Annotated in this window: 15 protein-coding genes and 2 pseudogenes; 7 read left to right on the forward strand and 10 right to left on the reverse strand. The window is 57.1% G+C overall.

Features of this window, described 5'->3' with window-relative positions:
- Positions 1 to 11: 11 nt before the first annotated feature.
- The 6 genes and pseudogenes from KHO33_RS39035 to KHO33_RS39060 form a co-directional block, all read right to left on the reverse strand.
- Positions 12 to 857, reverse strand: a complete 846-nt coding sequence (locus tag KHO33_RS39035; protein WP_200568026.1) for a nucleotidyltransferase domain-containing protein — start codon at positions 855 to 857, stop codon at positions 12 to 14.
- Between the two features lie 294 nt (positions 858 to 1,151).
- Entirely contained in the window at positions 1,152 to 2,111 is a 960-nt protein-coding gene (locus tag KHO33_RS39040; RefSeq protein ID WP_267915905.1) for an MFS transporter, read from the reverse strand.
- Entirely contained in the window at positions 2,060 to 2,470 is a 411-nt protein-coding gene (locus tag KHO33_RS39045) for an adenylyltransferase/cytidyltransferase family protein (protein WP_200568028.1), read from the reverse strand. The genes KHO33_RS39040 and KHO33_RS39045 overlap by 52 nt, the downstream gene beginning before the upstream one ends.
- A complete protein-coding gene (locus tag KHO33_RS39050; RefSeq protein WP_200568029.1) occupies positions 2,467 to 3,714 on the reverse strand; it encodes a CDP-glycerol glycerophosphotransferase family protein in 1,248 nt (415 codons plus the stop codon). Before KHO33_RS39050 ends, KHO33_RS39045 begins: the two co-directional genes overlap by 4 nt.
- A gap of 1 nt (position 3,715) precedes the next feature.
- Positions 3,716 to 4,588, reverse strand: coding sequence for a formyltransferase family protein (locus tag KHO33_RS39055; RefSeq protein ID WP_200568030.1), 873 nt, complete (start codon positions 4,586 to 4,588; stop codon positions 3,716 to 3,718).
- A gap of 35 nt (positions 4,589 to 4,623) precedes the next feature.
- A pseudogene (locus KHO33_RS39060) lies at positions 4,624 to 4,980 on the reverse strand (IS3 family transposase); the annotation flags it as partial.
- A gap of 231 nt (positions 4,981 to 5,211) precedes the next feature.
- Between KHO33_RS39060 and KHO33_RS42455 the strand changes: the two are divergent.
- Together KHO33_RS42455 and KHO33_RS42460 are read left to right on the forward strand one after the other, a co-directional pair.
- Complete coding sequence (locus KHO33_RS42455) at positions 5,212 to 5,739, forward strand: IS110 family transposase (RefSeq protein ID WP_234480886.1); 528 nt, start codon at positions 5,212 to 5,214, stop codon at positions 5,737 to 5,739.
- A gap of 9 nt (positions 5,740 to 5,748) precedes the next feature.
- A complete protein-coding gene (locus tag KHO33_RS42460) occupies positions 5,749 to 6,561 on the forward strand; it encodes a transposase (protein WP_234480887.1) in 813 nt (270 codons plus the stop codon).
- 2 nt (positions 6,562 to 6,563) lie between these two features.
- Here KHO33_RS42460 and KHO33_RS39070 read toward each other — a convergent pair.
- From KHO33_RS39070 to KHO33_RS39080, 3 genes and pseudogenes are all read right to left on the reverse strand, one after another.
- A pseudogene (locus KHO33_RS39070) lies at positions 6,564 to 6,821 on the reverse strand (transposase); the annotation flags it as partial.
- 35 nt (positions 6,822 to 6,856) lie between these two features.
- The gene (locus KHO33_RS39075) at positions 6,857 to 7,351 is read right to left on the reverse strand and encodes a proline dehydrogenase family protein (protein ID WP_234480888.1); all 495 of its coding nucleotides are present in this window, start codon (positions 7,349 to 7,351) and stop codon (positions 6,857 to 6,859) included.
- Between the two features lie 421 nt (positions 7,352 to 7,772).
- A complete protein-coding gene (locus tag KHO33_RS39080; protein WP_200568031.1) occupies positions 7,773 to 8,633 on the reverse strand; it encodes a PhzF family phenazine biosynthesis protein in 861 nt (286 codons plus the stop codon).
- A 223-nt stretch (positions 8,634 to 8,856) separates the two neighbouring features.
- Here KHO33_RS39080 and KHO33_RS39085 point away from each other — a divergent pair, with 223 nt between their 5' ends.
- Complete coding sequence (locus KHO33_RS39085; protein ID WP_200568032.1) at positions 8,857 to 9,237, forward strand: isochorismatase family protein; 381 nt, start codon at positions 8,857 to 8,859, stop codon at positions 9,235 to 9,237.
- Here the strand turns inward: KHO33_RS39085 and KHO33_RS39090 are convergent.
- Positions 9,193 to 9,507 carry a LexA family protein gene (locus tag KHO33_RS39090; RefSeq protein WP_200568033.1) on the reverse strand — a complete coding sequence of 105 codons (315 nt, stop codon included), beginning with the start codon at positions 9,505 to 9,507 and terminating at the stop codon, positions 9,193 to 9,195. The two genes, KHO33_RS39085 and KHO33_RS39090, sit on opposite strands and share 45 nt — an antisense overlap.
- 48 nt (positions 9,508 to 9,555) lie before the next feature.
- Here KHO33_RS39090 and KHO33_RS39095 point away from each other — a divergent pair, with 48 nt between their 5' ends.
- The 4 genes from KHO33_RS39095 (at position 9,556) to KHO33_RS39110 (ending at position 12,100) form a co-directional block, all read left to right on the forward strand.
- The gene (locus KHO33_RS39095) at positions 9,556 to 10,683 is read left to right on the forward strand and encodes an IS630 family transposase (protein WP_200568034.1); all 1,128 of its coding nucleotides are present in this window, start codon (positions 9,556 to 9,558) and stop codon (positions 10,681 to 10,683) included.
- Positions 10,667 to 10,933, forward strand: a complete 267-nt coding sequence (locus tag KHO33_RS39100; RefSeq protein WP_200568039.1) for an isochorismatase family protein — start codon at positions 10,667 to 10,669, stop codon at positions 10,931 to 10,933. Before KHO33_RS39095 ends, KHO33_RS39100 begins: the two co-directional genes overlap by 17 nt.
- Positions 10,934 to 11,147: 214 nt before the next feature.
- On the forward strand, positions 11,148 to 11,549 hold the full coding sequence (locus KHO33_RS39105) for a hypothetical protein (protein ID WP_200568035.1): 402 nt from the start codon (positions 11,148 to 11,150) through the stop codon (positions 11,547 to 11,549).
- A 278-nt stretch (positions 11,550 to 11,827) separates the two neighbouring features.
- Positions 11,828 to 12,100: a tyrosine-type recombinase/integrase gene (locus KHO33_RS39110; protein WP_234480889.1), complete on the forward strand. Its 273-nt coding sequence runs from the start codon at positions 11,828 to 11,830 to the stop codon at positions 12,098 to 12,100.
- The last annotated feature ends 30 nt before the right edge of the window (positions 12,101 to 12,130 follow it).

The following is a 12,130-nucleotide window of genomic DNA, read 5'->3' on the forward strand; positions in this document are numbered from 1 at the left end:
TGATCGACGTGTTATTGATTAGGTCTCGATCCGCTCAAGCGCTCGACGATGTCCTTGACGCGTTCTGCCATCTCCACTAGCGCGGATCCCTGCAGAATCGAGAGAATTTCATTTCGGATACGCAATCGATCCTCTGATCCCGACATTCGCTGCAGCAGCATGACCAACCACTTTCTGTTTGGATTAGTCTCACCCATCAACGCCAGAACGCACATCGCGCAATGCTCGCAGGCCATGCGGACTGAATGCGATGCCGCGGCGTTGCCGCCCCGCATCCGAATACCATCCCGAATATGGCGCTCGGCAAGCGCGAGATTCAGCTCGAATACGTACGCGGCGAATCTGTGAAGTGCGTGATCCTCGATCCATCGACCGGCCACATCTGGATTCTTCAGCCGATGACCGCTCGTTATCTGATGACAAACCGACAACTCCCAGCTATTCAAATTCCTAGTGATCGCGAAATCATCGGATGTTGCAGCCGAAACGCGGCGCCGCTCCCATTCAGCAAGAAATTTTCCGAAGATCTTCACATCGCTCGCAAATACGAACTCGACATCGACTTGGCGTACCGCCGAAGGCACGCCTCTCGGGAACACCAAGGTCGACTGCACCGGAAAGGGAAATTCGGAGTCGCGATCGCTGTCTATCAACACGAGGAAATCCAAGTCAGACGAAGGCCCCCCCAATCCCGCGGAAACACTCCCACCAAGAATCACGGCATAGCGATTTTCAGTCGCGCTCGCGAAGACGGATACGGAAACACCCAATATTTTCGTCAACGCTTCGAGCGAGCCGGGGACATCGGATGGTAAATCCGATTGCCACGCGCCCGAAGCACAAGTTAGTTCAGACACAATTGATCGTCCTTGTCGAGCTACGTGCGGCGAGCGAAATCGGAATAATTGACACGCACGCCCATAAGAACATAAATGCGAAGCCGGATGTCCCATGTTCAAAAGCGATTCGACTCGCGAGCACGGATATCGATAAGAGCACGCCCATCGACACCGATGTGTACAGCGCCACCGCTGTGGCTCTCAGTTCGTCAGGCACTTCCGTGGATACGAACTGCATGAATGCCATACTGTTAAGGGAAATGGCGAAGCACTGAAGAATCTGCAACACGCATATCCAGATCGGATCGAACGTTACCGCAAGCCCCCCCAGCGAACGGCACTGCCCAGAACCGCAACGCCCTGCATCGACAAGACGCGATGCCTCGCAAGAAACGGAGCGCCAAAAAAGAACATCAGCATCTCACAGCTGATCCCAACGCCCCAGAAGATGCTGATCGCGCCCGTCGAAACGCCATGCTTTTCCCAGAACAGGCTCGAGAAGGAATACAAAAAGCCGTTACTGCTCTGCACGAAGGCGGCCGCCAACATGACGTAAAAATAGTCCGGTCGCTTCAGGAGTTTAAAAACGGGTACCCGTGACATCTTGCATCGAGTCGACCGAAAATCCGGGAGATTTAACGCAATGACGGAAGTACACAGCAATATCGACAAAACAGCATCGACGACTACGCCGATACCGAAATTCGGAATGAGAAATCTTCCCGCAAGGCAAGTCCCCATCGCGAACCCGAGGGAGCCCCACAAGCGCAGCCGGCCGAAACGGAAGCCACGCTGCGTACCAGCCTCGACAGCAAGCCGGTCCATCATCGGATACATGGCGGGCATGAATAGGCTGAGCATGACTGCGACAAAAAATACGAGGGCACGGCCCTCGAACAACAAGTACAACGAATATGTCGCCGTTGATATCAATGCTAGCGCAGCCAATACGAGCTTGAGCCGACCCGTAACGTCGGCTACATGAGATACCAGAGGATTGCCAACCACCTTTAAGGAGTAGGTGACTGAGAGAAGATATCCGACTTCCTGAACCGACAACCCTTTCGCATTTAGCCAGCCAGGGAAGTATGGAACGATGATGCCTTGTGCCAAGTAAAGCAGCAAATAAAATATGCATATGACGTAGCAATCTGCCGGGAGCGCGATATCTGTCCGCCATTGACTAATTAATCGTGTCCTTAACACGTCACACCTTGAGACTAACTTGACAGCGGAGAATTTTGAATCGAAGCCAGCAAATCCGTGGTACATACGCTCTGTGTTCGCGGCAGATACACCACCTTGCAAATATCGGAAAATTCGTCGAACTGTCCTACCCAATCATCTCCCATCACCATCACGTCGGCCGACAGGTTCATCAGATATTCCCTTTTCCTGTCAAACGACTCTTCAAGAAAAACCGAGGAAACGAAGCGGCTGGTCCCTACGATCTCGAGCCGCTCGCTCTCCGAAAACACCGGCATGCGCTGCTTCTTCAGGAAGGTGAAAGCATCGCTCGATACACCTACGTGCAGTGCCCCCAACACTGCTGCCCGCTGCAGCAACCGGACATGGCCAATGTGGAAAAGATCGAAGGTCCCAAATGTCACAATCACGTGCTGTTTGCTCATAGCCAGGTTCCTCGCGAAAGTTTGGCTTTCCTCATGGACGACAGGCGCTCCGCAATCTGCTCGCAAGCGGACCGGCTTTGTGCTTGGTGAAACAATTCACGTACTTGAGCACGCTCCGGTCGAAAGACATCGGGCTCGCTCAGCGAAGTATCGAGATGCCGCAGAAACTCCGAAAATGTACGTGACTTGAAGCCAGGCGTTACGGTCTCATAGTCGAACATGAATCCCCGTCTCGCTTCGTAACGGTGCGCATCGTAGGGAATGAAGATCATCGGACGATCCAGCAGTAAAAAGTCAAAGAATATCGACGAATAGTCCGTAACTAGCACGTTCGTCTGCAGCAACATTTGCTGGACACTTCTTTGTTCTGAATTCGCTTCGACGATCACACGCGAGCCCGGAAAACTAGCATCGCTCGCATCCTTTCGCTCCACGACATGACGACGTATGACGAGCTGCGCGTCGTGCGCAGCGAGAAGTCGATCAAGCGAGTCGAAATCGAAATCGTCGAATGGAAACAGCTCCGTGGCCTCCTCCCCGTCTCGCCAGGTCGGCGCATAGAGAATCGTCTTCTTGAATGCCCCGATGGGCTGCGGCGGAGTATTCGTCGGCAGTTCCATGAGTCGGTCGTTGCGCGGCGTATTCGTGATCCATACGTCGTCGATCTTCATGTCGAAACACAATGCCATTGCAAACTGGTCGATCTTCGAACATGAGATCAGCGCGCTGTAACGTTGGGTCACCGGTACCAAATCGCGCTCCCACGCTACTCGCGATTGAATACCCAGGCGCTTGAGCGGTATGCCGTGCCACAGATTAAGGAAGAATTTTCGACGCGGATGAAAAAAATACGGAAAGAATATCTTCGCCAACCATCCCCTGGATGTCGCCGCCAGTGACGCATTTAGGAACGCACGAAAACCGGCGATAGATCTCGCGTAGACCACCTTGTCGCCGTACAGAGCTTGTAAATGCCGGTACAACTCGCGATGGTACACAAACGCCACCGGCTTCAACGAGTGAATTTGATTTTCCAGAAAGTATTCGAAAAGATACCGTGTGTTCTCACAAAATTCCGCATATGGAAACACGAACAGCATCAGATTCTTGTTCCTTCTCGGAACAAGCCCTTCAAGCAGATGAAAAGCAAGCGACAGCGGTACCAAAATAGAAAGCTTTACGATCAGCGCACCCACTCGCCCACTAGTCTTCGGGCTCTTAGCCCACGCAGGATTCTTCGACATCTCAACGAACCTCGGTCGCAACGGTGTTGGCACCCAGGATGTTCCGCAACGACTCATCCTCTGATTGGATATGCGAATTCAGCTGCACGCCGCCGTAATTGAGTGGCTCGCCTGAATACAGCACGACACGCGACCCGTCAGCATGGCGGGTCTCATCCGCCAGTGAGAAGCAGCCGGAGGCGATTGCGGCAAGAGCAAAACGGAGGGCAGGCCTATCGCTTACAACCTTCTGAGCGATCTCATGCTGTCGAATCGCCTCGTGATCGCCACGCGCACCCTGGAATTGCAGTGGAGGCCCCTGCACCAGAATTTCACCTGCGTCGGCGGTCTCATTGATCAGGATCGTCGATGTACGAACGTATCCGTGCCCATTCTCGATTTGTCGTCGATGTCCGCCGATTCCTACGTAGCAACGTTTGCCGCTACTGTCCAACAACGACAGATCTGCTGGGTGCTGGTTGATCGCCCGGTTAGCGAACCGCGCCAGCAAGGAACCCTCGATAACGAGCCGGTATGCGAGTACGGCAAGATCGAATTGGATATCATGCAATTGCTCGAATGCGCGAATCTTCTCGTGCAAAGACTCGTGGAAATCACACCGTATTTTCCGGTAACGGATCGACTCCGGATCGGCCTTCACCCCCTGCGAAAACGCGCCGAAGTCGCCGACTATCGTCGGTACCCGATAACGGCAGGCGATATCAATAGCAGGAATCCCAGGTCGATCGGTCACGACCAGATCGACGTTGAGCTTGTCGGGAAATGTACTCGCCAACGCGAGTGCCGTTTCAATATTGGCAGGACCCCCGCTGGCGAAAAATACAACACGCATCGGACGGCCGCTTTCCGCCGTAAATATGGAGGAGTTATTCATCACTCGCCTTGGACATGATCTGGATAATTGTTCGTGTACGGCCAGATCCTGTGGGCTGCATGCTTGCGGCTCGTGTTTGGCTTGCGATACAACGCCTCGACGCCCATGCGCTTCATCAAGGTGCTGACGTGTCTGCGCCCGACCTTGATGCCTTCGCGACGCAGCAGCCGTGCCAGCATTCGTGCCCCTGCAAATGGATGCTCGAGGTGAAGCTCGTCAATCTGGCGCATCAATTTCAGATCCGCTTCGCTGACCCCACGCGATTGGTAATAGGCACTCGACCGGCTGATGCCTACCAGCCGGGCCTGCTGTGTCACCGGCAGAGCGTGATCACGATCGATCATCGCCTTACGCCCAGCAGTCCCGCCTTGCTGAGCGCGCTTTCTAAAAAACAGCATCCGCGGCACTCCACGGCCCCATGGGTAGAAACGCACCGATGCCTATACTGAAATGCGCATGGACAGTGGCCGCTATGATTTTGGAGGCAATGACCCCGTCAAAAAACCTGGCCCAGGGGGAAGCTGCGGACCCGCTTGTGGTGGCGCCCCAGTGCGACCCCGTTTAGGAATGTGATTTCATCCGAGTCCCCCGTCCGGCGTGCCCAACCAACACGAGGTTCGATCATGCCCAGACTGCATAGCAAGCCGACAGGTCTGCCCGTCGTCAACGACAGGGCTGCAGCCATCGACATTGGATCCCGATTCCATGTCGTTGCGGTACCGCCAGACCTGTGCGATCAACCGGTACAGACTTTCCAGGCCTTCACGGGCGACCTCCACCGTATGGCCGACTGGCTCGTATCGCTGGGGATCAAGACGGTGGCGATGGAATCGACCGGCGTGTACTGGATCCCGGCCTACGAGATCCTCGAGGGCCGCGGCCTCGAAGTCATCGTGGCCAATGCACGCGAATCCCGCGCCGTGCCCGGCCGCAAGAGCGACGTCAACGATGCGCAGTGGCTGCAGCGGCTTCATGCCTGCGCCCTGTTGCGCCCAAGCTTCAGATCTAGTGGCGACATCGCTGCGCTTCGTGCCTATCTGCGGCTCCGGGAACGACATCTGGACTACGCGGCCGCACACATCCAGCATATGCAGAAGGCGCTGACCTTCATGAACCTTCAACTGCACCATGTCGTCACCGACGTGACCTGAGCCACAGGAATGCACATCATCCGCGCCATCGTGGCCGGAGAGCGTGATCCCGGCGTGCTGGCTGCGATGCGTGATCGCAACTGCAGGTCCAGCGTCGAGACGATCCGGGCCGCCCTGGTGGGCAACTACCAGCCTGAACACGTCTTCGCGCTGCAACAGGCCCTGGCACTGTATGACTTCTACCAGGCCCGCGTCGACGAATGCGACGCCCAGATCGAACGCACGCTGGCCATGCTTGCCGCCGACAGGCCCGTACCTCAGGAGCCATTGGCGAAGGCGCGCAACCGGACCCAGCAGCCCAACGCGCTGAGCTTCGACGTGCGTACTCTCATGTACCAGCTCGCTGGCGTCGATCTCACCCAGATTCATGGAATCGGCTCCTACCTGGCTGTGCGTCTGGTCGCCGAATGCGGCACCGATCTCAGCCGATGGCCTACTGCCAGGCACTTCACTTCCTGGCTGACCCTGTCGCCAGGGTGCAAAGTGAGCGGCGGCAAGGTCCTGTCCTCGCGTACGCGCAAGACAACCAATCGCGTGGCTGCCCTGCTGCGGCTGGCTGCCGTCACCGTGGGAAAGACCAGCACCGCGCTAGGTGCGTTCTACCGCCGGCTGGCGGCACGCATTGGCAAGGCCAAAGCTGTCACTGCCACGGCGCGCAAGATCGCCGTGCTGTTCTACAACGCCATGCGCTTCGGCATGCAATACGCCGACCCGGGAGCCGACCACTACGAACAGCGGTACAAGGAGCGTGTCATCAGGCAGTTGCACCGGCGGGCCGCCGAGTTCGGCTTCTGCCTTCAACCGGCGGAGGGCGTTTCTTAGGAATCATTCTCCAGCGTCAATTGCCCGATCTTCGCGTGCAGCACCTTCACGTCGACTGGCGGCGCCGACGGCGCCGCGCTGCCCCCTTCGAACACATCGGCAACCCGCTCCTGCAGTTGCTTCTTCCAGTCCGTGATCTGGTTCGGATGGACATCAAATTGCTGGGCCAGCTCTGCCAGCGTCTTGTCGCCCTTGAGCGCCGCCAGGGCCACCTTTGCCTTGAACGCCGGTGAGTGGATCCGTCGGTTTCGTTTCGTCATCTTCTGGTTCCTTGTTGCCGGCCATTATGGCCGACTCACGCCCCAGCTTTTCCACTCAACGAACTGTCTGAATTCTCGAAGCCACCTCTATAACCATCGGCCTCGAGTCTCAGGAACGCGTCGAGCGTTTTCTGGGTGCAACTGATGTCTTCCATGTCGATGCACGCGCTGATTCCGTGCGACGCGGCCGCTCGCAAGATCATTGAGACTCGTGCCATGCACGCGTCTTCGTCGAGACGCAGTCCGAGGGCAGTCAATTTTATCGACAGCTCGGTGGGTTCATTTGCTGCACCGAGCGCCTGGACGAGATTGAGATAATCGTGAGCCATCGACTCCGCCTGATCGGACGACGACGCAGTCTCGCCCAGCACATCGACGGTTGTACGGAAGCCTGCTGCGTGGAGCGCGTGGATGCGCGTGCGAGCCTCGCAGAGTGTTTCGCCGGCGATATAGCGACGGGAGATCTTACGGATTAGCGAACGGGGAACGAGCGGGATGGCGCGAGCGGCCATCGTATTGAGAATACGCATGTTGTGGTCTCGTGAAAACGCGGCCGCACGAATCTGGGTATGAAAAGTCGATTCGAGCAACTTCACCGGACTGCCTTTCACAACAGGTCCGGGACGAATGCCAAAGTGGATGCAATCACTGCATCGACACAGGCTTTCAGTGCGTGTTCGAGGGAGGCCAGGCAGCTGCGTGCATTGTTTGAGTGGAAGTTTAAGCGGTCGATTGCGAAGTGGCTCAAAGCCAGCTTTCGTCACTTCAGTCAGGCACTGCGATCGTAGCACGAGCGAACGAGCGCTGGTCATCCGTTGTTGGCCGACCCCGGTCCGGCGACAACCAACTCGGATCGACCCTGTATAGAGCCAGTCGGCTTCCTCCGAAGCGGCCATTCAAACGGCAGCGGTGTCCCGCATTTTGCGACGCTGGGTCGAAACGTTTGCGCTTCTATACGGTGATTACACCGCGTCCGAGTTCGATGACACGGCCTCCAACACGGATTTCGCCACTTGCGCTTACCGAAAGCCGCAGCAGACACGGTCGGCCGACGGCTTCGCCCTGCTCAATCTGAAAAACAGCTGGCACATTGTGATTGTTGGCAAGCAACCATCCGCCCAGGTTCGCGCAGGCCGATCCGGTGCCCGGGTCTTCCGAAACGCCACCGCCTTGCTTCGCAAAGAAGTAGCGAGATATCACCCTCCCTGAGTGGGCCGAGTCGAACGCGAACACGTAGGCGGTCTTGCGGCCGAGACTACTTTGCGGCCAAATATCCACACGAGCACTATCGGGCCGTGCGCGGCGCACAGCATCGGGGTTCTTGAGCGCAACCAGTAGTTGATCGGCACCTGTGTCGACCCAGATCGGTGACACGAGCAGATCATCTTCACTCAGGCCCAGCAGGGATGCAGTTTCTCCATCAGACAACCCACAGGCGGCTATTTTCGGCTTGCCAACATGCGGCGCAGCGAATGTCCACACATCGCCATCGGCATGCACGGGTACAACCCCAGCTTTGAATTCAAGTGTGAGGTCGTCGCCTGTCTTGACGATGTCTCGCACTACATGGGCCGTGCCGAGCGTTGGATGGCCGGCAAAGGGCATTTCGTAGCCGGGCGTGAAAATGCGTATCTGCGCATGTGCATGTTTCGAAGGCAAAACAAATGTCGTTTCGGACAGATTGAACTGAACGGCAAGTGCTTGCATTGTTGCATCGTCCAAGCCGCGCGCATCTTCGAACACACAAAGCGGATTGCCACCAAAGGTAGACTCGGCAAACACATTTAGCAGGCGGAAAGCATAGGTTGTCATTCAATTCTCGCGTTGATGAAGCGATGAGCAGGTTAAAGCGTGGACCTACCGTCATTATTCGCGCTGGCGGGAGGATTGTCGCCGATGTACGCCCATCTTTGAAGGTCCGGTATTGGCCGAACTGAGCCGACCAGAAGCCGCTACAGCCGGGCTCGCGGCAGACTTTCGGTAAAGTCCTGACCAGAATCGCTCCGCGACCACGTTCACTCACGCACAATCACACATGGCTTGCTTGCTCCCCCCTGCCGGTGCCGTCCTTTTGCTGGTCGATCTCCAGAAAGCGATCGATCACCCGAGTTGGGGGCGGAGAAACAGCCCGCTTGCGGAGACTAAAATTGCCCGTTTGCTCGGTCACTGGCGCAGTAACGGCTGGCCGATGTGGCACATTCGGCACGACTCGAAGGAACCCAATTCGCATTATCGACCGGGCCAAACCGGACATGACTTCAAGTCAGAGGCCACTCCGGTCGCCGGCGAGCCGGTAATTCCGAAACAGACCAACAATGCCTTTATAGGTACGAATCTGGAAGCACTACTCCGTGTGCAAGGCCATGACACGCTAGTACCGCTGCACAGAGGTTATGACAGTTTGGCTGGGTTGTAGGACAGGCAAGCAATTATGGTCAACGAGCAGTTTGATGCTGCGAGCGATGCCTGCTTGCCGGCTGATCAATCCATTGCGTTCGAGGTTGAGCACCATTTGATGGACGGAAGGAGCCGTGACGGCGAAAAACCGCTGCATGTCGTGCTCGGCCGGAGCGCGGCCGTTTATCAAGCTGTAGGCCCAGATGAAAGCGAGATACTGACCTTGCTTGTCGGTGAAGCTCGGGCAGGCTGAGCGCTCGCCTGGCAATGGAAGCGACTTCTGATTCATTCGGAACCCCGGCAGTCGAAGGAGGCTCCCCCGAAGGAAGCCATCCGGATGAATCTACGCTATCGAGTCGAACTCGACCAATCTGAACGTGAGGCGCTTGCTGCCATGCCAAGCGGCGGCAAGCACGCGGCACGCAAGCTCAAGCGTGCGCAGATCCTGCTTGCAGCGCACGCTGGCAAGGATGACGCGAGCATTGCCGCCACCGTGGCGGTTGGCGAATCCACGGTGTACCGCACCAAGCGTCGCTTCGTGGAGATGGGGCTGGAAGCGGCGCTGAACGAACAGGCTCGGCCTGGGGCGCAGCGCAAGCTCAGCGGCAAGGAAGAGGCCCTGCTGATCGCCACCGCCTGCACCAACCCGCCACCGGGACGTGCGCGCTGGACGCTGGAATTGCTCGCTGACACGTTCGTCAAGCTGACCGAGCATGAAGCGCTATCGCGCGAGACGGTACGCCGGCGTCTGGCCGAGAACGATCTGAAGCCATGGCGAAAGGACATGTGGTGCATTCCCAAGATCGACGCGGAATACGTTGCACGCATGGAAGACGTGCTCGACCTGTACGCCGAAACCCCGGACCCGCAGCACCCGGTGGTGTGCTTCGATGAAAGCCCGACCCAGCTCATCGGCGAAGTACGCCAACCGATTCCGGCGGAGCCCGGCAAACCCTTGCGCTACGACTGCGAATACAAGCGCAACGGCACCGCCAATCTGTTCGTCTTCCTCGATGCACATCGTAGCTGGCGCAAGGTGAAAGTCACCGAACGGAGAACGGCGGATGACTTCGCCCAGTGCATGCGCGATCTCGTCGATATCCACTACCCCCATGCATCGCGCATCCGTGTCGTGCTGGACAATCTGTCGACCCACACGCCTGCCGCGCTCTACCAAGCCTTGCCACCAGCAGAGGCACGCCGCATCCTGCAGCGGATCGAATTCCACTACACCCCCAAGCATGCCAGTTGGCTCAACATGGTCGAGATCGAAATCGGTGTGCTGCGAAGCCAATGTCTGGATCGCCGCATCGACTGCCGCGACCGGTTGATCAGCGAGGTCGCGGCTTGGGAGCAACTGCGAAACGCCAGCGGCGCTCGCATCAACTGGATGTTCTCTACCGAAAGGGCCCGGGAAAAATTGGCCAAAGCCTACCCAGTACCGACCTCTGACAAACCGTCATGACCTCTGTGCAAAGGTACTAGTAGTAGTCGGCGTCATCACCAATAATTCTGTCGAGGCGACGGTTCGTATGGCCGGCAACCTGGGCTTCTCAACCTACCTCGCAGCCAATTGCTGCTTCACGTTTGATCGAAGGGACTGGAACGGCAACCTGAGAAGTGCGGAAGACGTGCACGCAATGTCGCTTGCCAATCTAGACCCGGAATACTGCACTGTCATCACCGCCGAGGCACTGGTGGACGCGGACAAGTAAACGGCCGGCTTTTGATGGTGCGCTGGTAAGTCGAGCAGATTTCCGCTCGCACGCCACGTAATCAAACTGGGCTGACTCCCGAGGCTCGACATCAATCGATGTCGAGCCAGCGCAGCATCGAACTTCCGTAGTCGACCCTGAACAGCCGCTTGATCTCGCGCGACTGCAACGACGGCTCGCGGCTTTCAAGGCACAACGGCCATTCGCTCCGAGATTGACCGGCACGTTGTCACCTGCCGTTCACGCCGTCGCGATAACGGCCATTCCGCAATGGCCGCCCGAACGAATCGGACAGGCTAAAGGTTGTGCGATGCCCGCCCTAAGCCGAATGTATGTGAGCGCGCCGGTGAGCCAGCGGGCAGGCGTCGCACAAGTCTCGATGGAAGAAACCTGGTCAAAGTCCTTAAAGCGGAGCATAGGGGCCAAGCGCAGCTTCTATGATCTCATGCATTCCGTTCTGATGCAGCCAGATTGGATCTGCATTTCGCCGGATGAATTCATCGACGTCGATGCCATCAATTCTCTCTGGCCGCCTAACTCGCACTTGTTTGCCATTCAGAAATACAAACATGAACTTCCTTTTCCGTTCCTCTTTCGCGGCCTTTTGAGCAGGTGAGAGCTTCTTCTGTGAACGGCGGTCGAAATCCGACACTAAACGGCGGCGTCAGTCAGGAATTCGGAATGCTTTCTAGTCTTCCGTGCTAATCCGAGATGACCGATACGAGTGGCGCTGAGGTTATGGGGGCGCATCGAAAGGAGCCCGTAGGGCGAGTGCAGATGCGCCCCGGCGGGAGCCGGTTCAGGAAGGGGTGACGCAGCAGGCCTGATGCGGTAAAAGAGGATTTGCCGCCGGCCATCCCCAACAAGCGCACTGACCGCCGTTTGATCTGCGCGTTGTCACGCGCCGAAATTCAAGCGATTCTTGGTGCCCCCGACCTCTCTACTTCGAGCGGACGACGTGATCACACGATGCTGCTCACGATGTACAACACCGGTGCACGAGTTTCAGAGATTACATCAATGACGTGCACCCAGGTCGAACTGGGCATTCGTAGCAGTTTCGTGCATCTCTACGGGAAAGGACGGAATTATGACGATCTTGGGATTATGCGCAGTTTCGCGCCACGGACACTCGTTTGCCCTTCTGCAATGGCTTTTCATCACTAGCGCCTGCGCATAATAAAGTGCTTTCCTCAT

It is taken from the genome of Paraburkholderia nemoris (assembly GCF_905221015.1).
GTDB classification, from domain to species: Bacteria; Pseudomonadota; Gammaproteobacteria; order Burkholderiales; family Burkholderiaceae; genus Paraburkholderia; species Paraburkholderia nemoris.

What these genes read in the sequence shown, in the direction of transcription:
- KHO33_RS39040 (WP_267915905.1), bottom strand. Translation starts at nt 2,111, where the DNA reads ATGTACCACGGATTTGCTGGCTTCGATTCAAAATTCTCCGCTGTCAAG.
- KHO33_RS39045 (WP_200568028.1), bottom strand. Translation starts at nt 2,470, where the DNA reads ATGAGCAAACAGCACGTGATTGTGACATTTGGGACCTTCGATCTTTTC.
- KHO33_RS39050 (WP_200568029.1), bottom strand. Translation starts at nt 3,714, where the DNA reads ATGTCGAAGAATCCTGCGTGGGCTAAGAGCCCGAAGACTAGTGGGCGA.
- KHO33_RS39055 (WP_200568030.1), bottom strand. Translation starts at nt 4,588, where the DNA reads ATGAATAACTCCTCCATATTTACGGCGGAAAGCGGCCGTCCGATGCGT.
- KHO33_RS42455 (WP_234480886.1), top strand. Translation starts at nt 5,212, where the DNA reads ATGCCCAGACTGCATAGCAAGCCGACAGGTCTGCCCGTCGTCAACGAC.
- KHO33_RS42460 (WP_234480887.1), top strand. Translation starts at nt 5,749, where the DNA reads ATGCACATCATCCGCGCCATCGTGGCCGGAGAGCGTGATCCCGGCGTG.
- KHO33_RS39075 (WP_234480888.1), bottom strand. Translation starts at nt 7,351, where the DNA reads ATGCGTATTCTCAATACGATGGCCGCTCGCGCCATCCCGCTCGTTCCC.
- KHO33_RS39080 (WP_200568031.1), bottom strand. Translation starts at nt 8,633, where the DNA reads ATGACAACCTATGCTTTCCGCCTGCTAAATGTGTTTGCCGAGTCTACC.
- KHO33_RS39085 (WP_200568032.1), top strand. Translation starts at nt 8,857, where the DNA reads ATGGCTTGCTTGCTCCCCCCTGCCGGTGCCGTCCTTTTGCTGGTCGAT.
- KHO33_RS39090 (WP_200568033.1), bottom strand. Translation starts at nt 9,507, where the DNA reads ATGAATCAGAAGTCGCTTCCATTGCCAGGCGAGCGCTCAGCCTGCCCG.
- KHO33_RS39095 (WP_200568034.1), top strand. Translation starts at nt 9,556, where the DNA reads ATGAATCTACGCTATCGAGTCGAACTCGACCAATCTGAACGTGAGGCG.